20 protein-coding genes and 1 pseudogene are annotated in these 24,017 nt (G+C 59.5%); all 21 read left to right on the top strand.

The window, feature by feature from the left end; all coding sequences use genetic code 11:
* Nucleotides 1-18: 18 nt before the first annotated feature.
* Complete coding sequence (glyA, locus tag ASD12_RS21590) at nt 19-1,326, top strand: serine hydroxymethyltransferase (protein ID WP_056570508.1); 1,308 nt, start codon at nt 19-21, stop codon at nt 1,324-1,326.
* 325 nt (nt 1,327-1,651) lie between these two features.
* Nucleotides 1,652-2,035 carry a hypothetical protein gene (locus ASD12_RS21585; protein WP_082525600.1) on the top strand — a complete coding sequence of 128 codons (384 nt, stop codon included), beginning with the start codon at nt 1,652-1,654 and terminating at the stop codon, nt 2,033-2,035.
* Nucleotides 2,036-2,165: 130 nt separating this feature from the next.
* A pseudogene (locus ASD12_RS21580) lies at nt 2,166-3,104 on the top strand (transposase).
* 468 nt (nt 3,105-3,572) lie between these two features.
* The gene (locus tag ASD12_RS21570; RefSeq protein WP_056590784.1) at nt 3,573-4,763 is read left to right on the top strand and encodes an aminotransferase class V-fold PLP-dependent enzyme; all 1,191 of its coding nucleotides are present in this window, start codon (nt 3,573-3,575) and stop codon (nt 4,761-4,763) included.
* Nucleotides 4,764-4,786: 23 nt separating this feature from the next.
* Complete coding sequence (locus ASD12_RS21565; protein WP_056570499.1) at nt 4,787-5,752, top strand: CoA ester lyase; 966 nt, start codon at nt 4,787-4,789, stop codon at nt 5,750-5,752.
* A gap of 13 nt (nt 5,753-5,765) precedes the next feature.
* On the top strand, nt 5,766-6,950 hold the full coding sequence (locus tag ASD12_RS21560; RefSeq protein ID WP_056590781.1) for a malate--CoA ligase subunit beta: 1,185 nt from the start codon (nt 5,766-5,768) through the stop codon (nt 6,948-6,950).
* A gap of 12 nt (nt 6,951-6,962) precedes the next feature.
* A complete protein-coding gene (gene sucD, locus ASD12_RS21555; RefSeq protein WP_056570495.1) occupies nt 6,963-7,862 on the top strand; it encodes a succinate--CoA ligase subunit alpha in 900 nt (299 codons plus the stop codon).
* Between the two features lie 67 nt (nt 7,863-7,929).
* Entirely contained in the window at nt 7,930-8,898 is a 969-nt protein-coding gene (locus ASD12_RS21550; protein WP_056590779.1) for a D-glycerate dehydrogenase, read from the top strand.
* A gap of 2 nt (nt 8,899-8,900) precedes the next feature.
* Nucleotides 8,901-10,202: a DUF4147 domain-containing protein gene (locus ASD12_RS21545; protein WP_082525596.1), complete on the top strand. Its 1,302-nt coding sequence runs from the start codon at nt 8,901-8,903 to the stop codon at nt 10,200-10,202.
* A 197-nt stretch (nt 10,203-10,399) separates the two neighbouring features.
* Nucleotides 10,400-10,840 (top strand): hypothetical protein, encoded by a 441-nt coding sequence (locus ASD12_RS34650; protein WP_056570576.1) that lies wholly within the window; start codon nt 10,400-10,402, stop codon nt 10,838-10,840.
* Complete coding sequence (locus ASD12_RS21535) at nt 10,837-11,901, top strand: GlxA family transcriptional regulator (RefSeq protein WP_056570578.1); 1,065 nt, start codon at nt 10,837-10,839, stop codon at nt 11,899-11,901. The genes ASD12_RS34650 and ASD12_RS21535 overlap by 4 nt, the downstream gene beginning before the upstream one ends.
* 616 nt (nt 11,902-12,517) lie before the next feature.
* On the top strand, nt 12,518-13,624 hold the full coding sequence (gcvT, locus tag ASD12_RS21530) for a glycine cleavage system aminomethyltransferase GcvT (protein WP_056590773.1): 1,107 nt from the start codon (nt 12,518-12,520) through the stop codon (nt 13,622-13,624).
* Nucleotides 13,625-13,884: 260 nt separating this feature from the next.
* Nucleotides 13,885-14,073 carry a hypothetical protein gene (locus ASD12_RS21525; protein WP_056570582.1) on the top strand — a complete coding sequence of 63 codons (189 nt, stop codon included), beginning with the start codon at nt 13,885-13,887 and terminating at the stop codon, nt 14,071-14,073.
* Nucleotides 14,074-14,308: 235 nt separating this feature from the next.
* The gene (locus ASD12_RS21520) at nt 14,309-15,988 is read left to right on the top strand and encodes a formate--tetrahydrofolate ligase (protein WP_056570584.1); all 1,680 of its coding nucleotides are present in this window, start codon (nt 14,309-14,311) and stop codon (nt 15,986-15,988) included.
* A gap of 26 nt (nt 15,989-16,014) precedes the next feature.
* The gene (gene folD / locus ASD12_RS21515) at nt 16,015-16,917 is read left to right on the top strand and encodes a bifunctional methylenetetrahydrofolate dehydrogenase/methenyltetrahydrofolate cyclohydrolase FolD (protein ID WP_056570586.1); all 903 of its coding nucleotides are present in this window, start codon (nt 16,015-16,017) and stop codon (nt 16,915-16,917) included.
* Nucleotides 16,918-16,920: 3 nt separating this feature from the next.
* Entirely contained in the window at nt 16,921-17,565 is a 645-nt protein-coding gene (locus tag ASD12_RS21510; RefSeq protein ID WP_056590768.1) for a response regulator transcription factor, read from the top strand.
* Between the two features lie 803 nt (nt 17,566-18,368).
* Nucleotides 18,369-19,523, top strand: a complete 1,155-nt coding sequence (locus ASD12_RS21505; RefSeq protein ID WP_200953715.1) for a substrate-binding protein — start codon at nt 18,369-18,371, stop codon at nt 19,521-19,523.
* Nucleotides 19,524-19,683: 160 nt separating this feature from the next.
* Nucleotides 19,684-20,520, top strand: coding sequence for a branched-chain amino acid ABC transporter permease (locus tag ASD12_RS21500; protein ID WP_056590762.1), 837 nt, complete (start codon nt 19,684-19,686; stop codon nt 20,518-20,520).
* Complete coding sequence (locus ASD12_RS21495) at nt 20,513-22,339, top strand: ATP-binding cassette domain-containing protein (RefSeq protein ID WP_082525594.1); 1,827 nt, start codon at nt 20,513-20,515, stop codon at nt 22,337-22,339. The genes ASD12_RS21500 and ASD12_RS21495 overlap by 8 nt, the downstream gene beginning before the upstream one ends.
* An 88-nt stretch (nt 22,340-22,427) precedes the next feature.
* A complete protein-coding gene (locus tag ASD12_RS21490) occupies nt 22,428-23,060 on the top strand; it encodes an ATP-binding cassette domain-containing protein (protein WP_244482933.1) in 633 nt (210 codons plus the stop codon).
* A 396-nt stretch (nt 23,061-23,456) separates the two neighbouring features.
* Nucleotides 23,457-24,017: ABC transporter substrate-binding protein (locus tag ASD12_RS21485; protein WP_244482932.1), on the top strand; the 561-nt coding region annotated here is incomplete at its 3' end.

The raw sequence follows: 24,017 nt of genomic DNA, 5'->3' as shown, positions 1-24,017 counted from the left end.
CTGAAAAGGAGGGTCCTCATGAACGTTCCCACAAGACCGGGCCTCGGCAGCCTGGGCGGCCAGTTCTTCCACGCAGGCGTGGCCGAATCCGATCCGGCCGTCAGCGCGGCGATGAATCGCGAGTTGCACAGGCAGCGCGAGGAGATCGAATTGATCGCTTCGGAAAACATCGTCTCGAAGGCCGTGCTTGAGGCGCAAGGCTCGGTGCTGACGAACAAGTATGCCGAGGGTTATCCCGGCCGGCGCTACTACGGCGGCTGCCAGTATGTCGATGAGGTCGAAGACCTGGCACGCGATCGCGCCAAGGCGCTGTTCAACTGTTCCTATGCCAACGTCCAGCCCAATTCCGGCAGCCAGGCGAACCAGTCGGTGTTCATGGCGCTGATGCAGCCGGGCGACACGTTCATGGGGCTCAATCTCGCCGCCGGCGGGCACCTGACCCATGGCTCTCCGGTCAACCAGTCCGGCAAATGGTTCAATGTGGTCTCCTACGGCGTGAGGCCGCAAGATCAGCGGATCGACTATGACGAGGTCCGCGACCTTGCTCTCAAGAACCGCCCTAAAGTCATACTTGCCGGCGGCTCGGCCTATCCCCGCATCATCGACTTCCAGGTGTTTCGCGGCATCTGCGACGAGGTCGGCGCCAAGCTGTTCGTCGACATGGCGCATTTTGCCGGTCTCGTCGCCGGCGGCGTCCATCCCAATCCGCTGCAGCATGCGCATGTCGTGACCACCACCACGCACAAAACGCTTCGCGGGCCGCGCGGTGGCATGGTGCTATCCAACGACGAGGAGATTGGCAAGAAGATCAACTCATCGGTGTTTCCCGGCCTGCAGGGCGGACCGCTGATGCATGTCATCGCCGCCAAGGCGGTTGCATTCGGCGAGGCGCTCACGCCCGCGTTCAAGAGCTATGCGGCAAACGTCGTCGCCAACGCAAAGACGCTGGCGGCAACCATCGCGGCGAGCGGCGTCGACATCGTCTCGGGTGGAACCGACACGCATCTGATGCTTGTCGACCTGCGCCGCAAGCAGCTTACCGGAAAAGCCGTGGAGGCAGCACTTGGCCGCGCTCACATCACCTGCAACAAGAACGGCATTCCCTTCGATCCGCAAAGCCCCGCTATCACGTCGGGAGTCAGGTTGGGGACGCCCGCCTGCACGACACGCGGCTTTCTTGCCGAGGATTTCCGCCTGGTGGGCCAACTGACGATGAAGGTCGTCGACGGGCTATTGGGCAATGGAGAAGATGGCAACGCTGCCGTGGAGCGTGAGGTTCGCGATGAGGTGTGCGCGCTGGTACGCAAGTTCCCAATATACGAGTGATTTGGGTCGCGTGGGAAGCGCAAATTTAGCGCGGGAGTGTAGGATGCTGAGCATCGATATGCCGGGATTGATGATACGCCCATGTATGAAGTCAACAGAGTCAGGGTCATGATCGCTGGGCAAAATCCGCTGTTTCGGCTGCGCTCGGCGATATCCAGCGGGACGATCGTTTCGAACTTGTCCCGAGCATCAGACCGAGACATATCTGGAGGCGGCATCTGCCGCTTTCGTCGAGCTAGACTTACAGATCAAAGTCCAATCCACGCCAGCGTCACGGTTACAAGTGCGCTGAGCAAGGTGGTGATCGGTGGAGGTCATCGTTTTCATGGAAAAGATTGATGTATGCTGTTTTCCGCATGGCGGCCGCTGCGAAGCAGCGCAATTTCTGGCTCCGCTTCACGATGGGCACGCGCCGATCGGGCTGCACCTGGCATTTCAAGATGCCTTAGAGTTCTGTGACGAATGGATCGCCGACGCGGACGAACCCAGGATCCAGGTCGATGGGCGGCATTTGATGATCAGCTCCATCTTCTGTCGGATGAGTGATTGTACCGACCTGCTCCCAAGGCGAACGCTCGACGCGCTTTTCGCCATCCTGCAGCCGGCTGACAGGGGGTCGCTTGAAGGTGGTCGCCCGACATTTGCCGATGGTGCAAGGCTGATGCTTGCGCTCTGCTACGAACGCCGCGGGGTCGCAGCCGCGACATAGGAGCGCCCCTCCGACAACCGCGCCGCCTCCACTACGGCCCCACAATCTATAGCCAGTTGGACACCTCGATAAACCTCGCATATCGGGAGCGCATTTTGATTCACTTCGCCTGGTGATTTGCTCGGAGGCGTTGGGACGGGCGGGGTTCTGGGACATTGATGAGCCTTATGTGCGGCTGAGCGAGGCCGGCGAACCACTGGGGAAGCTGAACACGGTGGTGCCTTGGGAGGTTTTCCGCAAGCCTTTGGCCAAGGCGCTGAAGCGGTCCGATGGCGCCAAAGGCGGCCGGCCGCCCTTCGATGCGGTGATGATGTTCAAGATCATGGTGCTGCAGGCGCTCTACAGTCTCTCGGACGATCAGGCCGAGTTTCAGATCCACGACCGGTTTTCCTTCATGCGGTTCCTCGGGCAGGGCTCGGCGACAAGGTTCCCGACGCCACGCAGGCCCGGGCGGCGGAGAACCTGTTTGCCCGGTTCGACAAGCACCTCGGCAAGGCGGGCTATCTGGCGATGGGCGGCCAATCGCGGATGCCAAGATCGTGAAGGCGCCGAAGCAGCGCAACAGCGATGCGAAAGGGCCGACATCAAGGCAGGAAAGATGCCGGACGAGTGTCAGAAGCAGCCAGCCAAGCTGCGCCAGAAGGACCGGGACGCGCGCTGGACGGTGAAGTTCTCGAAGGCCAAGGCCGGCGAGGAGGGAAAGACGGAGCAGCGCGATATCGCCGTTCCCGCCTTCGGCTACAAGAACCATGCCTCGATCGATCGCCGGCTTCATCCGCGGCTGGAACGTCACCACTGCTCGGCTTATGACGGGGCGCAGCTTCGAACCGTGCTGTACAAGAACAACATCGGCTCAAGGCCGGCCGATGAGCGAGGCGATGGCACGGGCCAATGGCCGACGCTCAAAAATCCGCGCCTTCGTGCAGCACAAGTCCCGCAGGAGCCTGTTCGGATGGACCATCGGTATCGCGCGGGCAAGACAAGGATCGACATGGCCAATCTCGCCTCCAATTTTGCATGTCACCAAAGTCCTGATCGGTATTGGACATGCATGAAAACAAAGATTTAAAGCGCGCGACATGAATTTCATCGGACGCGACGCATTTTTGATAGTCCACCCCTTGCTGCTGCGCCGATACGACACGGCAACGCCGCACTGACATCGATCGGGATATTAGCCGATGCGGTTGCGATGGGATCGGCTGTAGCCGGAGATCCATAGGGGCAACGCCATTAATGCATTGGCCGAGGTATCCCAATTGCCTCCAATCGGCACAGTCATGGTTTTGACATCGCCACGGCCGACATCGGCGACGCCCGCGCGCAAGCCTTCCGACGGGTAGGTCCAGCCTATCCGTTCGGTTTTTTCCTGCCTCCTCACTCTGGGGTTTTTCCGATGCCGAGCGATGACATTTCCTATCCGGACAGGTGTTTTTCCGGTCTCTTTGAGAAGGTATCCTCATGGGAAATTAGACAACGGTCCTGATCAGACATGGTCCTGACCCGGTCCCTTGCGTCGAACTGAGGAGAAGAAGTCATGGCTGGATACAATCACCTTTTCGTACCGGGGCCGACCAATGTTCCGGAATCGGTCCGGCAGGCGATGAACGTCTCCATGGAGGACATGCGCTCGCCGAGCTTCCCTGCATTCACCCTGCCGCTGTTCGATGACGTGAAGAAGGTCTTCAAGAACGAGACGGGCCGTGTGTTCATCTTCCCCTCGTCGGGAACCGGCGGCTGGGAATCGGCGATGACCAACGTGCTCAGCCCGGGCGACAAGGTATTGATGTCTCGCTTCGGCCAGTTCTCGCATCTGTGGATCGACATGGCCGAACGCTTCGGCATGCAGGTTGACGCCATCGATTGCGAATGGGGAACCGGCGTGCCGGTTGAGATATACGCCGAGCGGCTGCAGGCCGATAAGACGCACCAGATCAAGGCAGTGTTCTGCACGCACAACGAGACCGCTACCGGCGTCACCAGCGATGTCGCCGCCGTCCGCGCCGCGCTGGACGCCGCCGGTCACCCCGCACTGCTGTTTGTCGATGGCGTCTCGTCGATCGGCTCGATCGATTTCCGGCAGGAGGAATGGGGCGTCGACTGCGCTGTCAGCGGTTCGCAGAAAGGCTTCATGCTTCCCGCCGGACTGGGCTTCCTGTCCGTTAGCCAGAAGGCGCTTGCGGTGGCCAAGACCGCAAAGCACCATCGCTGTTATTTCTCCTTCGACGACATGATCAAGGCCAATGACACCGGCTACTTCCCTTACACGCCGGCAACCCAGTTGCTGCGCGGCCTGCGCGCCTCGCTCGACCTGATCGCCGAGGAGGGCCTCGAAAACATCTTTGCCCGCCATCACCGGCTTGCCGGCGGCGTGCGCAGGGCGGTCGATGCCTGGGGACTCCGCCTCTGCGCGAAAGAGCAGAAGTGGCAATCAGACACGGTCAGCGCTGTCCTGGTCCCTGACGGCATCGACAGCGCGGAGGTCGTTCGGCGGGCTCACCAAGCCTACAACACCTCACTTGGCGTCGGCCTCAGCAAGGTCGCCGGAAAGGTCTTCCGCATCGGCCATCTCGGCTGGCTGAACGACGTGATGGTGTGCGGGGCACTCTCAGCTGCCGAAATGGCGTTGCTCGACTGCGGCGTGAAGATCGCTGCCGGATCAGGTGTCGGCGCGGCGATCGAGCATTTCTGTCTTTCGAACAAAACCACGCTCGCCAAGGCGGCATGACCAGTCAATCGGGAGGAAAGATCATGAGCCACACCATCAACCACCTTCGCAAGTTGCGTCTCCAGCGCAGCGAGCTCGCGGTTCCAGGATCGAATCCTGAGATGATCGACAAGGCAGCCAACAGCGCCGCCGACTTCGTCTTTCTCGATATCGAGGATGCGGTCGCCCCACCCGACAAGGAGAGGGCGCGCAAGAATATAATCCAGGCACTGAACGACATCGACTGGCGCGCCAAGGGCAAGACCGTTTCGGTGCGCATCAACGGCCTCGACACGCATTATATGTATCGTGACGTGGTGGACGTGATGGAACAGGCCGGCGACCGCTTGGACACGATCCTGATACCGAAAGTCGGCGTCCCGGCCGATCTGTACATGGTCGAGGCCATGGTCAACCAAATCGAGATGGCCAAAAGCTTTCGGACGCGTGTCGGTCTTGAGGCATTGATCGAGACGGCGCTCGGCATGGCCAATGTCGAGGCGATCGCTGCTTTTCCGGGACGACTGGAGGCAATGCATTTCGGCGTCGCCGACTATGCCGCAAGCTGCAAGGCACGGACCGTCAACATCGGCGGGCTGAACCCCGATTACCCCGGCGACCAGTGGCACGCGGCCTTGTCGCGCATGACGGTTGCCTGCCGGGCCTATGGTTTGCGCGCCATCGACGGTCCGTTCGGTGATTTCTCCGATCCCGACGGCTACATGGCGGCCGCCCGGCGCGCCGCAGCCCTGGGCATCGAAGGCAAGTGGGCGATCCATCCCTCCCAGATCGAGCTTGCCAACGATGTGTTCTCGCCGCCCGAGAAGGAAGTCGCCCGCGCCCGCCGGATCATCGAGGTGCTCAAGGAAGCGGAAGAGCAGGGCAAGGGCGCCGCGGCGCTGGACGGCAAGATGATCGACGCCGCGTCGGAACGCATGGCGCGCAACGTCCTGGTGACGCACGAGGCCATCGAGCGGTCGGCTCAGCCGCGCACTGCCGCACACGTCTGAAGAGGAACTCGACATGGACATTCACGAATATCAGGCGAAGGAACTTCTCTCGCGCCATTTCGTCCACATTCCCCGCGGCGGTCTGGCCTATAGCCCCGAGCAGGCGACATACCGTGCCAGCGAGATCGGCGGCGGCAAATGGGTGGTCAAGGCGCAGATCCATTCCGGTGCGCGCGGCAAGGCTGGCGGCATCCGCATCTGTAAGTCCGACCAGGAAGTGTGCAATGCGGCTGAGGCAATGCTGGGCAGAAAGCTGGTGACGCATCAGACCGGGCCGCGCGGCAAGCTGGTGTCGCGGCTCTATATCGAAGAGACCGTCGACATCCGCCAGGAAATCTATCTCGCCTTTGTCCTCGACCGTAAGGCCGAGCGGGTGATGATCGTCGCCTCTGCCTCAGGCGGCATGGAGATCGAAGAGATCGCGGAAAAGCAGCCTGATTCAATCATTCGCGCGACCGTCGACCCTGGCGCGGGCATGCAGCAGTATCAGGCGCGCGAGATCGCCTTCGGGCTTGGTCTCGAGAGCAACCTGATTGGCAAGGCGACCGAAACGCTGCTTGGTTGCTACCGCGTGTTTCGCGACTATGACGCCTCGATGCTCGAGATTAATCCACTCGTTGTTACGCGTGACGGCAATCTGATGGCTCTGGACGCCAAGATGTCGTTCGACGAGAACGCGCTGTTCCGCCGCCCGGAAATCTCCGAATTGCGCGACAAGTCGCAGGAGGATCCGCGCGAAACCTTCGCCAGCGACCGCGGCCTGTCCTATGTCGGCCTCGACGGCAACATCGGATGCATCATCAACGGCGCCGGGCTGGCCATGGCAACGATGGACATGATCAAGATTGCCGGAGGCGAACCCGCCAACTTCCTGGACATCGGTGGCGGCGCCTCGCCCGAGCGGGTTGCGAAATCGTTCCGCGCGGTTTTGGGCGACAAGAATGTCGAGACCATCCTCGTCAACATCTTCGCCGGCATCAACCGCTGTGACTGGGTGGCCGAAGGCGTCATCAAGGCGATCCGTGAGGTCGGCGTCAACGTTCCGCTCGTGGTGCGGCTGGCCGGCACCAATGTCGAAGAAGGCAAACGCATCCTCGCCGAATCCGGTGAGGACGTGATCGTCACAGACACGCTGGCCGAGGCCGCCGAAAAGGCGGTTGCTGCGTGGCAAGCGGTTACTATGAAAAAAGCAGGCTGACGGGAGGAAAATATGGCAATTCTGCTCAATCGGAACACCCGTGTCCTCGTGCAGGGCTTTACCGGCAAGATCGGCAGCTTCCATGCCGAGGAGATGAAACGCTACGGCACCAAGGTGGTTGGAGGTGTCACCCCGGGCAAGGGCGGACAGACCCACCTCGGCGTTCCGGTCTTCAACACCATGAAGGGCGCGGTGCGCGAAACCGGGGCGGATGCGAGCATCGTCTTCGTGCCGCCACCCTTCGCCGCCGACTCGATCATGGAGGCAGCGGATGCCGGCATCAAGTTCTGCGTCTGCATTACCGACGGCATTCCCTCGCAGGACATGATGCACGTTAAGCGCTACATGCGGCGCTATCGCTTCGAAGACCGCATGAAGTTGATCGGGCCGAACTGTGCGGGCATCATCACGCCGGGGCAGGCGTTGATGGGCATCATGCCGGGCAACATCTATCTGCCCGGCCGGGTCGGCATCGTCGGACGTTCTGGCACGCTTGGCTATGAGGCTGCCTCGCAGATGAAAGCGCTCGGCATCGGCGTGTCGACCAGCGTTGGCATCGGCGGCGATCCGATCAACGGGTCGTCCTTCAAGGACATGCTGGAACTATTCGAGGGGGACGAAGACACCGATGCGGTGGTGATGATCGGCGAAATCGGCGGACCGCAGGAAGCTGAAGCGGCCGAGTGGGCCAAGTGGAACATGAAGAAGCCGCTGATCGCCTACATTGCCGGTCTCTCGGCGCCGAAGGGCAAGCGGATGGGCCATGCCGGCGCGATCATCTCTGCCTTTGGCGAGTCGGCCCAGGAGAAGGTCGAAATCCTGCGCGAAGCCGGCGTTGTCATCGTGCCGACGCCGGCCGCATTCGGACCGACGGTCGCCGGTGTGCTCGCCGAACACAAGAAAGCGGCGTAATCCCCGGCTTCCGCCCAATCAGGATCAGCGCTGGCCGCTGACCCGCCTTCAATCAGCAGGGAATCTCATGAAGCCGCGCATAATTGTGACCCGGCGTTGGCCGGCCGTCGTCGAGCGAATCCTTGCGGAGCGGTTCGACACCACTTTGAACGCCGGCGACATCCCGTTGACACAAACGCAACTCAAGGCAGCGTTCCTGAATTTCGACGCCGTCTTGCCCACTGTTAGCGACAAGCTTCCCGCCTCGGTCTTTCCCAATGAGGACGCGCGCACCAAGCTGATCGCCAATTTCGGCGTGGGCTTCAGCCACATCGACTTGGAAGCCACTCGGCGACGTGGCATCGCCGTGACCAACACACCGGGCGTGTTGACCGACTGTACGGCCGATATTGCCATGAGCCTACTGCTTGCCGTCGCACGACGCACGGGCGAGGGCGAGCGGCAATTGCGGGCCGGACAATGGGCAGGATGGTGCCCGACCCACCTGATTGGAACCAGACTTTCCGGAAAGACGCTGGGCATCATCGGCATGGGCCGCATAGGCAAGGCAGTGGCCAAACGCGCCCATTTCGGCTTCGACATGAAGATCGTCTTCTTCAACCGCTCACCGGTCGATGACGACGAGGTCCGGGCGATGGGAGCAACCCAATTGCCGACCATCGAGGGCATACTGGCGGAATCGGACTTCGTATCGCTGCATTGCCCCGGCGGAGCTGAAAATCGCCACCTGATCGACGCCAGGCGCATCGGCGCAATGAAGCGCAGCGCGTTCCTGATCAATACGGCGCGTGGCGACGTGGTCGATCAGGGTGCGCTCATCGACGCGCTCGAAAACCGCTCCATTGCGGGCGCGGGACTGGACGTCTTCGCCGAAGAGCCTTTGGTTCCCGAACGGCTGATGCGGTTGGAAAACGTGGTGCTGCTTCCGCATCTCGGCTCGGCGACCGAAGAAACACGCGTTGCGATGGGGATGAAGGCGGTGGAGAACCTAATCGCCTTTTTCGAAGGCCGTCCTACGCCGGATAAGGTAGCCTGAAAATGATCACCCAATCCGCCAGCCTGCTCAAGTCTCTGCGGCAGGAAGCGGTGGCGCTTTTTCGCGAGGGCGTGGCCGCGGCCAATCCCGAGCAGGCGGTGGCGGCTGCACTCGTCAAACGCAGGGCGATGATCGAGCAAGCGTCGCGGATCGTTCTGGTCGCGTTCGGCAAGGCGGCTTGTCCGATGGCACAGGCCGCCATGCCTTTTGTTCGGGGCAGGCTGCTGACAGCTATTGCGCTGACCAACCACGAGAATTTGGAACCGATCGATGGCGTCGAGGTGATCGCAGGCGGACACCCGATTCCCGACGAAGGCAGCATTGCCGGCGCGGCCGCAATCGAAGACGCGGTCTCGCGCGCGCAAGACGACGATCTGGTTCTCGTGCTGGTTAGCGGCGGTGGTTCGGCCCTGCTATGCGCGCCGCCAGCCGGCGTGGAGCTCGCCGACAAGATCGCCCTTAATAATGCGCTGATCCGCTGCGGGGCGGATATCAGCGAGATCAACGCCGTCAGGCCGATTTTCTCCCGTCTCAAGGGTGGTCAGATGGCCCGCCTTGCCGGGAAGGCCCGGGTGCTGTCGCTCATCCTGTCCGATGTTCCTGGCGACGATATCGCCACGATTGCCAGCGGCCCGACTGCCTGGCCGCGCAACTCCGCGTCCCGGGCGCTTGAGGTGCTCGACAAATACGGGCTGTGGCAGAACCTGCCGGACGCCCTCAAGCGCCGGCTTGAGCAGATGGGAGCCAGTCCTGATGCGACCGCCATTGACTTCGACAATGTCGAGAACATCGTCATCGGAAGCAATGCGATCAGCGTGCGAGCGGTGATTGGCAAGGCCGAAGCCAAATTCGGTTCGGTTTTCCACGCGAGCGATTGGCTTGAGGGCAATGTGCTCGACGCTGCTGCGGAGCTTCATCGCATTGCGCGCATTGCCGCGGAACGCAATGGGCCGGTCGCCGTGGTCTGCGGCGGCGAAACGACGGTCAAGGTGAAAGGCAACGGCAAGGGCGGGCGGAACCAGGAACTGGCCATGTGCTTCGCCCTGCTGAACGAACTTAAACCTATCGACAGACAGTGGGTGTTTCTCAGCGGTGGAACCGACGGTCTCGACGGTCCCACAGACGCTGCAGGCGGCATTGTCGACGCGGGTTCACCGGACTGGATGCGACAACTGGGCCATGATCCGGTCTGCAGCCTTGAGAACAACGATTCCTACCACGCACTCGCCTGTTCGGGTGATCTGCTGATCACTGGCGCCACCGGCACGAATGTTGCCGACATCCAAATCGTGCTGATGCGATAGGCTAAGCTTATCCGAGGTTTTGGCAGTGCACCCTTTTTCTCCCGACTCTAAGAAGGCAAGATGGATCAGGTTTTTGACGGCAGCGCCACCACAACGGGCAATCCGTCGAGCAATCGAAGATGTTGACGCTCCGATTTCTGCGCTTAACCCTGGACGAAAGCAGCTCTCGCCGGGGCTGACGGCATCGGAGAAGCAACATGAACGACGTGTCAGCGAGCGAAAAACAGGATCCCCTGATCGGCGGGAGTCGGGTTGCTCCTCTTTCGGACCGTAACTTCGAGACGCTCAAGCCCCTCATCGTACTTGCGGCCGAGACCGACGTCGAAGACGTCGAGGCCGCCGTCTGCTCCGCCCGCGGCGCAAATCGGCCAAGATCATCTTCTGACGCCGACCTCGACGCGGCGATGAAGGCGTCGTCGTCCAGCCTATTTCAGATGCAGGTTAGTCGACTCTTAGGTAACCGTCTAGCAACATCTCGATCGAGCAACCGCACAAAACTCTTAGTCTTCATGGAGCATCTCGGCGTTCCGGCAGCGGCTCAACCAGGAAGGGTCGCAAAATGTCTGGCCACGGAACATCTCTGCGGGCAATCATCTCTGAAGGCGGCTTCGACATCGGATATGGAGATAGCCACATGAATGCACCTGACAAGCCCGCAACCTTTAAGGTTGGAGGCTGCCGGACCGAGGCGAACCTTACCGTCGGTGAGCTGGCGTCGCACCCTGGAGAGCACGAATCGATCAGCTTTATCGTGTTGCTGTTTCCGGGCTTCTCGCAACTGTGCTTGTCGTCGCTGATTGACCCGCTGCGGCTTGCCAACTCGCTTTCTAGCAGGACCCTATTCCGTTGGCAGGTAGTGAGCCTTGACGGTGAATCTGTCGAGAGCGCCAGCGGCATATCGGTTGAAGTAGCCGGCAGCTTCGACGAGCACCAAAAATCCTTGTTGCTCGAGCGGCGCCGCACTTTGATGATATTCGCGGGAGATGGAGTGAAGCATCACACCACTGATAACCTACGCGCGTTCTTACGACGTTGCGTTCGCAGCCACGTTCCAATTTACGCTCTTGGCACCGCGACTTGGCTTCTTGCCGACGCTGGAGTGCTGAGCGAAGTCAGATGCACTGTTCATTGGGACACGAAGGCAGCCTTGTCAGAAACCTTCAACGGCCTCGCTGTCGACGACGCGCTGTTCGTCCGCGACGGACATATCGTTACTTGTGCCGGTGGGCATTCGGCTTTCGATCTCGCTATGGTCCTCGTCGAAGAGAGGTCCGGTGCTGAGCTGGTGCGCAATATCTGCCAGCATGTAATAGCTGACCGCTCGCGTGACGGCGCCAGCTTCCAATCAGCACCGCCCGGCTTGCGTTATGCAAATGCCGGCAAAAAGCTGTTGCCCGTCATCCATATCATGGAAACGCATGTTGATGATCCGATGCCGCTCGAAGAGGTCGCGCGACGCGGGTCAGTGTCGCGTCGCCAAATGGAACGCCTGTTCGTTCAGCATCTTTCGATGACGCCGCGGCGGTATTATCTCTCGCTTCGGTTATTGAAAGCGCGGCAACTGATCGAACTGACGGCTATGCCCGTAATGGACGTAGCGGTCGCCTGCGGGTTCATCTCCTCGTCGCATTTCTCAAAGTGCTTCCGCGATCAATTCAAGTTGCCCCCAAGCCAGCTACGAAAATATAGCACCGATTGAGGCGCAGCGGAGCCTTATGGGCATGGCTAAGCCAGATGGATGCCGCGAATGGCAACGTCTCCCAGTCGAGCGTCTCACTTGAGACGACGCTTCCCTTGGAGGAATGGCTAAATGAAGGGCAGATCAACCGCCTCACGGCCCTCAAACGATCATGTACAGACCAGCCGGCGCCGATCTCCTCGCTGCCGACTCATGTCCTCGATGACCATACAAATTGAGGAAGACCCTGATTAACTGCCATCAGATAAGTGCTGTGTTGAAACGCGAGGATGCCGAGGTGTCCGCAGCTTCCGGCGTGCCTTCGATTGGCTAAGATTGCGAGGAGGGCGTGTCCCTGACCTCGGGATCCGAACCCGATTAGTGGCGAATCGCGCATAGCCACCCGTTAGAGTTCCGTGCGGAAATCTATTTGTCGCGGCTATAGCGCAACAAGGGCTGTTCTGCCGGGGTTACCTCGCGTCACAATAAGTCTTGACAGAAACCGGGAGAAGAAAATAAGAAAGGGGATGCAGCGGGCTAGCTGCATCGGAATTGGGGTATTTGAAGCCCCCGACTGGCGCGATGGCGCCGTCGGGGGCTTTTTTTGTTTTTGCGCACTGGCGAGGAGAAGCTAGCGATGAAGAAGACTCCGTTTTACGAAAGCGGTCTTGAGTATGGGGCCAAAATGATCGAGGCATTCGGCTACTTCCTGCCCTGGGAGTACAGCGTCGGACATTCCCGCGAACACTCGGCTACTCGCGAGAGCGTTTCACTTTGTGATCTGGATTATATGGGCGAATTCGTGATCGAAGGGCCGGATGCGCTTCGGTTGATCCAGATGCTCGCGACGAACGACTATTCCAAGAAGACGATCGGCTCCGTGCAATACACCGCGATGTGTGACGAAGACGGTCAGATGATCGACGACTGCACGATCTGGTGCCTGGACAAAAGCAAGTACATGATCATCAGCGGTTCGGAAGACGACTACGCCTGGATTTGCAAGCAGGCGAACTCGTACGACGTGACCACCACCAACGTGACCGACGAGCATACAACGCTTGCGCTACAGGGGCCGAAGGCGAATCGCGTGCTGCAGCCTCTGATAGACATCGATCTGTCGACCATAGGCTACTACCGCTTCAGACCGGCAAAGATTTCTGGCATCGAATGCATCATTGCGCGCATGGGCTACACGGGTGAAGCCGGTTTCGAACTGCATTTCGCGTCGAGTGAAGGGCCGACCGTTTGGAACCTGGTGATGAAGGCTGGCAAGGCCTACGACATTGTTCCATGTGGCCAGGCCGCTCTGGAGAGCCTCCGTCAGGAAGCCGGATATCTTTTGGTCGGCAAGGACCATGATCGTCGCACCAATCCCTTCGAAGCCGGCATCGGCTTTGCAGTGAAGTTTGGAAAAGAGGATTTCATAGGCAAGGCGGCCTTGCAGCGAATTGTCCGCGAAGGGGTAACCCGCCGGATGGTGTGGCTCGACATTCCGTCCGGTGACGTGGCTGAAACCGGCGACAAGATAGTTGTCGGCGACCTCGAGATCGGAACTGTCACCAGCGGATCCTTTTCGCCGACCAGAAAGCGCGGAACCGCTATGGCTTATGTCAATCCCGCGCACGCCGTTCCGAGCCTGGACGTTGCGGTCGTGCTGAAGAATGCCAAACGAGCGGATGCTAAGTTATCAGTGATGCCGCTGTATGATCCCGGCGACACCCGCACTAAGAGCTTTGCCTGATCTAGGCTTTGAAAGCTTCCACGTCAGCCGGGGAAGCTTTCAGCCGGCATAGTTTCCGACCAACTGGAGAAGCCCTATGACTAGATCGCTTCTGATGACGGCATTCTCGCTTGCAACCGCAGCGGCTCAGCTTCATCCCGGAACCGGCCGCGAAGATGGGCTTGCTCCCGTTCTCTCTCATCCGCTTTGCGGCTAGGACTATGTCCGGGTCATCGTCCAGTAGAACATCTATTTGGAGGTGGTTTCAGCTGACTCCTGCCGTGGCCGAAATGCACGTTGATGGCAGCGGCAGCTCCGCGCTGCGTTTCGTGCTCACGACGGCATCGCTCAACGCCGCAGGGATGGCGCCTGGCGCGGACACCGTAGCAATTGGCGGCTCGCCGCTTGTCAGACTGACAGGTGGGATCGTCGCCGGTGTGGGGCTGGGCATTTCGGCCGGCCTCGTCTGATCTCAACCGCGTGCCGAGGGATATCGGCCGCAAATGTGCTTCGTCAAAGCAGGCCGAATCGCTTGGCAAAAGCCTGGCTGACGCTTGTGCATGGCTGCGTCTGGCCCATTACGATCACGCTTTTGATGGCGATAGGCTGGCCTCCGTCTTCCGCGCGGCAGGTCAGCGGTCGCCACGTCTTTGAACCCATCTCGATCCGGCGCTGCCGGGATCGAACACCGTTCCGGAGGGAAACATGGCCGAAATAAAGTCCGACATCGAGATCGCGCGCAGCGCCAGAAAGAAGCAGATCCAGGAAATCGGCCAGAAGATCGGCATTCCGAGCGAGCACCTTTTGCCTTACGGCCACGACAAGGCGAAGATCTCGGCTGAATTCATCAAGTCGGTGAAGGGCAACAAGGACGGCAAGCTGATCCTTGTCACCGCCATCAACCCGACGCCGGCCGGCGAAGGCAAGACCACGACCACGGTCGGTCTCGGCGACGGCCTGAACCGCATCGGCAAGAAGGCGATCGTCTGCATTCGCGAGGCCTCGCTTGGACCGAATTTCGGCATGAAGGGCGGTGCCGCCGGCGGCGGCTACGCGCAGGTCGTGCCGATGGAGGACATGAACCTCCACTTCACCGGCGACTTCCACGCCATCACCACGGCGCACAATCTTTTGTCGGCACTGATCGACAACCACATCTACTGGGGCAACGAGCTCGGCATCGACACCCGCCGCGTGGTGTGGCGCCGCGTCATGGACATGAACGACCGCGCGCTGCGCGAGATCACCTGCTCGCTCGGCGGCGTCGCCAACGGTTTCCCGCGTGAGGGCGGCTTCGACATCACCGTCGCCTCGGAAGTGATGGCCATCCTGTGCCTGTCGACCGACCTGAAGGACCTGGAAAAGCGTCTCGGCGACATCATCGTCGCCTATCGCCGCGACAAGTCGCCGGTCTATGCCCGCGACCTCAAGGCCGACGGCGCCATGGCCGTTCTACTCAAGGACGCCATGCAGCCGAATCTGGTGCAGACGCTGGAGAACAACCCGGCCTTCGTGCATGGCGGCCCGTTCGCCAACATCGCGCATGGCTGCAACTCGGTCGTCGCCACCACGACGGCACTCAAGCTCGCCGACTACGTCGTCACCGAAGCCGGCTTCGGCGCCGACCTGGGTGCTGAAAAGTTCTTCGACATCAAGTGCCGCAAGGCGGGCTTGAAGCCGGCGGCGGCGGTTATCGTCGCCACCGTGCGCGCCATGAAAATGAATGGCGGCGTCAAGAAGGAAGACCTCGGCAAGGAGAACGTCGAGGCGGTGAAGAAGGGCTGCGCCAACCTCGGCCGCCACATCGAGAATATCCGCCAGTTCGGCGTGCCGGCGGTGGTTGCCATCAACCACTTCTACTCCGACACCGACGCCGAAATCCAGGCGATGAAGGACTATGTCGCCTCGATGGGCGAAGAGGCGATCCTGTGCAAGCACTGGGCGCACGGCTCGGCCGGCATCGAGGATCTCGCCAACAAGGTGGTGGCACTGGCCGAATCCGGTGCTTCGCAGTTCGCGCCGCTCTATCCCGATGCCATGCCGCTTTTCGAGAAGATCAACACCATCGTCCAGCGCATCTATCGCGGCTCGGAAGCGATCGCCGACAAGTCGGTGCGCGACCAGCTCAAGGCCTGGGAAGACGCGGGATACGGCCACCTGCCGGTGTGCATGGCCAAGACGCAGTACTCGTTCTCGACCGACCCGAACCTGCGCGGCGCGCCGACCGGCCACACGGTGCCGGTGCGCGAGGTCAGGCTTTCGGCCGGTGCGGGCTTCGTCGTCATCATCTGCGGTGAGGTCATGACCATGCCCGGCCTGCCCTCGAAGCCATCCTCGGAAAACATCTACCTCAACGACAACGGCGACATCGAAGGCCTTAGCTGAGCAGGGCAGGCCGAAGGAGTTTGCATATGTCAAAGATAATCGACGGCACTGCGGTTGCAGCGGATGTGCTTGCAAAGCTCAAAGTGGTCGCCCAGCAGCTGACCAGGGAAACCGGTGTGGTTTCGGGTATCGCTGTGGTCATAGTAGGCCAAGATCCGGCCAGTCAGATCTATGTCGCGCCCGAAGGCAAGAAAGCCGAGGAGTGCGGGTTCCATTCGACCGAGCATGCGCTGCCGACGCACACGACCGAGGAAGAGTTGGTCGCGCTAGTCGAAAAGCTCAATGCTGATCTTGGGATCCATGGGATCCTGGTACAGTTACCCCTGCCGGACCGTATCGATTTCGGTCGCATCATCCAGACGATCGCGCCGGAGAAGGATGTCGACGGGTTCCCCTTCATCAATGTCGGCAAGCTCGGCACGGGTCAAATCGACACCGCCTTCGTGCCATGCACGCCGGCCGGCTCGATGATTCTGATCGAGCGCGTGCACGGCCGTGATCTGTCGGGCTTCAACGCTGTAGTGGTCGGACGCTCCAACATTGTCGGCAAGCCGATAGCCAATCTCCTGCTGCACGCCAACGCCACCGTGACCATCGCCCACAGCCGCACCAAGAACCTCCCGGAGCTGTGTCGAAGCGCCGAGATCCTTGTTGCGGCTGTTGGTAAACCTGAAATGATCAAGGCGGACTGGGTCAAGCCCGGGGCGACCGTGATCGACGTCGGCATCAACCGTATTTCCGGCGGCAGCAACGGCAAGGCCTGCCTGGTCGGGGACGTGGCTTTTGAGGAAGCCGCCACAAAGGCAGGCGCCATAACATCCGTCCCCGGCGAAGTAGGGCCGATGACGATTGCACTGCTGATGGCCAATACTTTGACCGCGCCCTTCCGTGCGGCCGGCCGGGCGTTTTCTCTCGAAGCTTGCAGTTGATCGATGCACGGCGGCGGCGTCAAAAAGTCGACATGGCCGAAAAGGCTGCTCATTGCCGAGCGCAATCAGCTAGTGATCTCGGCGTTGCGCGATATCATCAGCCGGGACGAACGTTTCGACTTCGCGGCCGGCGTCCAGAGCGGCAAGGCGTTTATGAAAGCAGTTGAGGAGACGCAGACGGCCTTTGACATCGCAATCGTCGGCTGGAAGCTATCAGACATGAACGCTGGCGAACTACTGATCGAACTTCGGCGTCTGCAGTTCGCGACGCGCGTGGTCATCTTCTGCAATGATCACAACATAAGCATTCTCAAGCAGTGTGTACGCCTCGGTGCCCACGGCTTCTGCTATCAATTCGACGATCCCGGCATTCTGTTCGACACGGTTGCCGCGGTCGCAAACGGCCGCATCTGCATACCTTTCATGGATGTTTCCAAAATCAACGAAACGCCGTTGTCATGCCTAACGACGCGCGAACTGGAATTGCTCACTGTACTCACCAATGGCTGGACCAATCAACAGATTGCCGCCAGGACTGGCATTTCGGAGAACACGGTCAAGTACCACCTGAAAAATTTGTACGATAAGCTCGACGTCCGCAATCGGGCAATGGCGGTTGCGCTGTTTCTCACCGATGGGAACCATTAAGCGTACAAGGCCTGCGTCCCAGGTGGCGTTTCTCAGGCGACAAGCGGTAAGCCGAGCTTCGGGTCTCGTCGCATGGCTCAACGTCACGTCGTAGAAAACCGCAGCGCACACGCCGTCTGATTCAACGCCGGTCAGATCCCGATCCAGACCAGATTCACCTGGAACGCACGGAGATCCTGAAGGCCAAGCCGGTCCGGAGAGCGGCCAAAATGTGTCGATAGCTAATCAAGTTGTCCGGTTTTGGTAGCACATCACATGTCCGCTTAGTTTCTGTCCTCCGGTAGGCCCCTGCGGCCAGGCGCGTCAGCGGCTGTCCACAGAGTCCATCGGATCGAGCGACGGCGAAGCGGGCTCATATCGGCCCATCTCATTGCTCCCGTTCTCAAGATTTCGCCTCAACAGACGCAATCCTTCAAAACAGAGCCTCACCTGCAAACCGGCGCACCATCTTCCGCGCCAGGCGCTTCGTTCAACCGCAGCGTCGCCGCGGCGCGGGCGCGCCCTGAGGTATGCCAGGGCCGCCAGTGGTTTCCGATCGGTCACCGTGAGAATGAACCGACTCACCCAATCCCGATATTGACACCGTTTTGTATATGTGCCATCACTGCATGGGTGGCGGGATAGCCACCCTCAAACCACGTGCCACGCTCAGGATAGATTCCTGGCCCGGTATTGTTGGTCAACCTCCATACTCAAATTTGTCGACATCATCTCAGGCTGACGGCTGCCGTTTGCTCTGCGGGAACGTTGTCATTTGACACTTTGAGTGGGCAAAGAAATCACAAAGGGGAACGCAAATGAAAATGTCGATGCAAAAGATTTCGGTGTTGCTTGCCGTAACTGCCTTATGGGCCGGAAGCGCAGTTGCGGAAGACAAACCGATCGTGCTGGGTTTTCCACTCGGATTGAGCGGTGCAAACAGCATCACGGCTCCGGCGGTTGTCCAGGCGATGGAACTTGCAGTCTCTGAAATCAATGATGCAGGGGGGGTGTTGAGCAGAAAGCTTGTCATCGAACTTGCTGACAGTGCATCCAGTGCTGCAGGAGCTCAGAAGGCGTACGACTCTCTCGTGTATCAAAAGGAAGTCGACGCAATAATTTCATCGGAGCCAAGCGCTGCCAGAAACGCGGGCCTGCCGATCATCACTAGAGGAAAGATTCCGTACATTTATACGTCCTTCTATGAAGGACGTTCCTGTAACAAGTATCAGCACATCGACGGCTGGGTGCCGCAGCAAGTGGTGTCCCTCATGGTTGACTACTTTATGAAGGACCAAGGCGCGAAAACATTTTTCCTTGTTGGAAACGACTACGCGTTCGGCCGGGGTCTTCTTGGCGATACCAACAAGTATGTCACAGAGAAAGGTGGGACGATCCTCGGAGAAGAATATAATCCGATCGACGCGAGTGATTGGACGGCGATCGTTAGCAAGATCCGCCAGGCGAATCCGGATGTAATCATAACTTCCACTGCGGCCGGTGCGCCCAATGTCACGTTCACAAAGCAGTTGAGGGCGGCCGGCCTCACCGCCAAGTATGGCAGCTACGCACTCGATGAAGGTACTGCAAAGACCTTAGGGCCTGATGCGGAAGGAATTTATCTCGGCGGCTCGTATTACACCAGCATCAATTCTGAGAAAAACGCGGGGTTCTTAAAAGCGTTGAATGATAAATTCGGCACAGAGACAAAAACGCCAAATGAACTTTCGGTCCCGCAATATGACGCCATTCATCTCTACGCGCTAGCTGCAGCAAAAGCTGGCACCACGGACACGGACGCTGTCGTAAAGGCTCTGAGCGAAGTAACTTTCGATGGCCCTAGAGGTCTCGTACAAATGTCGAAGCAGCGCCATGCTCCGCTGACCATGTATCTCGCGCAGGTCAATGCTCAGGGCGACACCACGATCATCAAGTCCCACCCCAACGTGGATCCGGGGGAGCAGTGCCCCAATCTGTGATCAGAACAGGCGGCGCTTTTTGCCGCCTGACGTTGCTCACCAACCAATAGTGGCGATGCAGTGTTGATCCGCCAGACGCGGTCATGGACGAAACGCCTTTCGTCATCGATCGCCCGAGAGATCGATACAGCACGCCACAGGGAAAATCGCGGAGACTTAGATGGTTCCGGTGCTACTTGATCTTATAACAACTGCAGCAATCTTATACATCGTGTCTTCAGGATTGCTTCTTGTATTTGGCGTTATGAAGCTGATAAACTTCGCGCATGGGGGATTGATGACGCTCGGCGGTTACGCTGCCGTCATGGCCACCGCGATGGGGCTAAGTCCCTGGATCGGTATTCCCTTGGCTGCGATCTTCGGTGGAATTGTCGGACTCAGCATGGAGCGTGTCGTCGTACGCTCGCTTTACAATCGTCCCCTCGATGCAATTCTGGCGACTTGGGGCCTGAGCATCATCATCGGGCAGATCATCACGTTGGTTTTTGATCGCGGCGTTCATTTCGCCGAACCTCCGATCAGAGGCGTAATCAGCATCCTTGGGGAGCCGTATTCGACCTATAGGCTGATCCTGATCGCCTTTGCGCTGCTGCTCGGCGTCGGCTTGACGCTGGCACTCCGGGGTACCTCGCTAGGCCTATCCACACGCGCGGTGATCATGAATGAGGACCTCGCACGCGGGCTCGGTATCAACAGCGGACTTGTCCGCTCCGTCACGTTCACCCTTGGCTCCGGGCTGGCGGCGGTGGCGGGAGCTCTGATAACGCCCCTGTCCAGCGTCGATCCGAACATGGGCATCGCCTGGCTGATCAGCGCCTTCATGCTCGTGCTCGTATCGGGTTCCTCGCTCTATAGCCTGGCTGTCGCAAGCATCGTGCTGGGCGGCGCCCAAGTAGTTGTGAGCAATTATTTCGGTTCGGTGCTCGGCGGCATGACGATTGCCGCTCTAGCCGCTGTCATACTCCGCATCCGTCCACAGGGGTTTTCTTATGAGTGAGGCAAACGTAAAGGAAGTGGCAAGCACTTCCCTTCCACGACCGCATTTCGGCCCGCTGACGAGGATGGTGATCGTCGCCTCGATCGTTCTGATCGGCGTTGGTGTTGCGCCACTTTTCATGGACGCGTATTCGGTAAACGTGCTCGTGAGGTCGATGATCTATGCAACAATCGCGCTGACAGTCGACATCCTATGGGGTTATCTTGGAGTTTTGACCTTCGGTCAGTCGGCATTCTTTGCGGCCGGCGCCTATGCGACAGCATTGGTCTTCACCTACGGCGGCTTTTCGGCTGAATATGCGTTCGCCGCCCTCCTAATTGGTATCGCGGTCGCGGTCGCTCTCGCCGGGTTGGTGGCATTCCTGGCCTTCTGGCATGGCGCGTCGGCGCTCTATGCGTCGGTGATCACCCTGGTCCTGCCGATCATAGTTACGCAGCTGCTGTTTTCCGGCGGAACCTACACCGGCTCCAGCAGCGGCCTGACCGGCTTCGAGACTATCCCGCTCAGCTCTGAGGCGTGGTTCTGGGCCGTCGGGGTCTGGCTGGTTCTGCTGACGGCAGCGGCCTGGATGTACACGCGCAGCGACGCCGGACGGCTTCTGATCGCGATCCGAGAAAACGAGCAACGGTGCAAGTATCTTGGCTTGAACACCTCCAACATCAAGGCGGCGATCTTTCTGATCTGTGCCGCAATCGGCGCGATCGCGGGCTGGATGTACGCCAACTACACGATGGTGGTTGCCCCTGAAATCGCCGGCTTCACGTTCGGAACCGAGCTTCTGATTTGGGTCGCATTGGGCGGGCGTGGCACGCTGTTCGGGCCCGTGATCGGAACGATCATCATCGACTATGCCAGTGCGCAGCTGCAGGGCGACTTTCCCTTCGTGTGGAAGCTTGTCATCGGAATAGTCTTTGTTTCGGTCATCGTGGCCCTTCCGCGCGGTATCCTACCGTTGGTGTCGAATGCCGCCGACTGGTTTCGCGATCGCATCGGCATAGCCCAGCCGCAGCAACACTCTCAGCTCCAACTGCGCCAGGCGAGTAGGAGCGGTCGCAACATCATTGGGGTTGAATCCCGTGGACCGGCGCTTGTCGTAAGTGGGGTCGAGAAGCGGTTCGGCAGCCTGGAGGTCCTGTCGGGCATCGACTTCGAAGCCACCTATGGCGAGATCGTCAGTCTCGTGGGACCCAACGGTGCGGGAAAGACGACCCTGATGACCTGCATCGCCGACGGCTCAAAGCGTAGCGGCGGCACGATTTCAATCGGTGGCCACGACATCGCTCATCGTACGCCTGAAGAGTGCGTGCGTCTTGGTGTCGGCCGCAAGTTCCAGATGGCCAACGTCTTCGACAGCTTGACAGTCGGCGAGTGCCTCCAGATAGCCCGGGCGCGCCTGGATCCTTTGTCGAAATGGCAAAAATCCGGTGTTTGCAGCCTGCCGCCTTCCGCCATGCGCGTCGTCAGGGCCACGGGTCTGCACAGCGATCTGAATTTGCCTGCACAAGTGCTATCGCACGGAAAGAAGCAGGCGCTCGAATTGGCAATGGTGCTGGCGCTCGAGCCCAAGGTGATCCTCCTGGATGAGCCTACGGCCGGTCTCACCAAAGCCGAGCGCACGCTCATCGGAACGATCCTGACGGAACTCGCCAAAACGGAGCAACTCTGCATTCTGCTCGTGGAGCACGATCTGGAGTTCGTCCGCGAGATTTCTTCGCGGGTGATCGTTCTGCATCAAGGTCGCATTGTTCTAAACGGCTCGGTCGATGAGGTCGTGAATTCCGAACTCGTCAAATCAGTCTATGCGGGGTCCGGGCACTGAGGAGGATTGGATTATGACGGAAGTAGTGCTCGCTGTGAATGGTCTCAGCAGCGGATATGGACAGGCAACCGTAATAAGGAACCTGGACTTGAAGATCGCTCGCGGCGAAATCGTCACCGTGGTCGGTAAGAACGGCATGGGAAAGAGTACGCTTCTCAAGTCCATCATGGGGTATTTGCCGAAGTTTTCAGGCTCTGTCTCGATGGCACAGCATGCCATAACCGACAGCCACCCCCATCAGATTGCCCGGCTCGGCGTGGCCTATGTGCCGCAGGAGAAGGCGTTGTTTCAGGACCTTACGGTCGAGGAAAACATTCGCTTGGCGTTGCGTGGCTCGGCAAGCTGGAACGAGGCAAAGGCGGCAATTGGCCGTTGCTTCCCGTTTCTCCTCCAACGGTTGCAGCAAAAAGCCGGCACGCTCAGTGGCGGCGAACAGAAGATGCTCCTGATGGCACGCTCCCTCTCCGTCGGAGCCAAGATGCTCCTGATCGATGAGATAACCGAAGGCATGCAGCCTTCGATCATCTCCAACCTGGTGAAAATCATCAAGACGGAGAGGGATCGCTCGGACCTCGGCGTTCTGCTGGTTGAACAGAACATTCCGTTCACCCGCGCCGTTTCCGATAGATATGTCCTCCTGGATAAGGGCGAAATATCGGGATCCGGAAACACACGGGACCCGGATACGCACGAAAAGATCGCGGCCCATATATGCCTCTGATCATCCGAAAAACGACTTCGAACGGGGCGAGGGCGAAAGACTGCTCGATGTCCGGCGATGCGCTGATCCGAGAATGATGCGCAGGCAGTCCTAGGGAAATCTAACTCATCCTTTCGGGACTTGAGACTTCGTCGCCAATTCGCGCTAATTGCGGTCGAGCGCCGGCAGAACGGCAAGGTTGCGAAACTTGACGAGACTCTGCGTAGCATCGGTGGTGAACAACGCGGTTCAACACCTCCCTACGGAGCGATCGTTTCGAAAAGAGCAAGCATATCAACAGATCCGACGCTGGTCTCTTGGAACAGCGCGTATCGATGACACGGATCGCTGACCACTTCCTCGCGACTGATCACGGAAGGGATGACGATTTCGAGGGAAACCTGAAGGAGATACATGATGGCATCTGAAAGCACCTCCGAGTCTGTTCTTCGCGTCGCCCTTGACTGGGAGGTGGACGCGATCGATCCGCCCGCCTCGTTTGGCGGTTGGAATACTGGCAGAGTTGTCCAGCAGATGTTCGAGAGCCTGTATGAGGACGATCTGGAGGATGAAGCAGCCAGTCCGACGCGGCTTATCCCTGCGCTTGCCACTTCGGTCGAGATCTCGGGCGACGGGCTGCAGTATTTGTTTCGCTTGCGGGAGAACGTGCGGTTCCACGATGGAACCCGGTTCGATGCGGAGGCCGTTCGGTTCAACATAGACCGTATGTGGAATCCTGAGACGCCTCAATATTCGGCTGTGGCGGCGGATTACAACCGAATTGGACTTGAAGCATTGAAGTCCCTGGAAGTCTTGGCGCCATTTACGATCCTACTCACGCTAAAGGAGCCCTTTCCAGAGTTCCTCCGTTATATGACGCAGGAGGACGCACCAGGTGCGCATGTCTTCATCAGTCCAACGGCCCTGAAAAAACACGGCAATTCAGGCATTGCCGACCATGCGCCGGGCACCGGCCCA

The organism is Mesorhizobium sp. Root102, assembly GCF_001425625.1.
Lineage (GTDB): Bacteria > Pseudomonadota > Alphaproteobacteria > Rhizobiales > Rhizobiaceae > Mesorhizobium.
The sequence above is the reverse complement of the archived record's forward strand: the minus strand, read 5'-3'. Positions and strand labels throughout refer to the sequence as shown.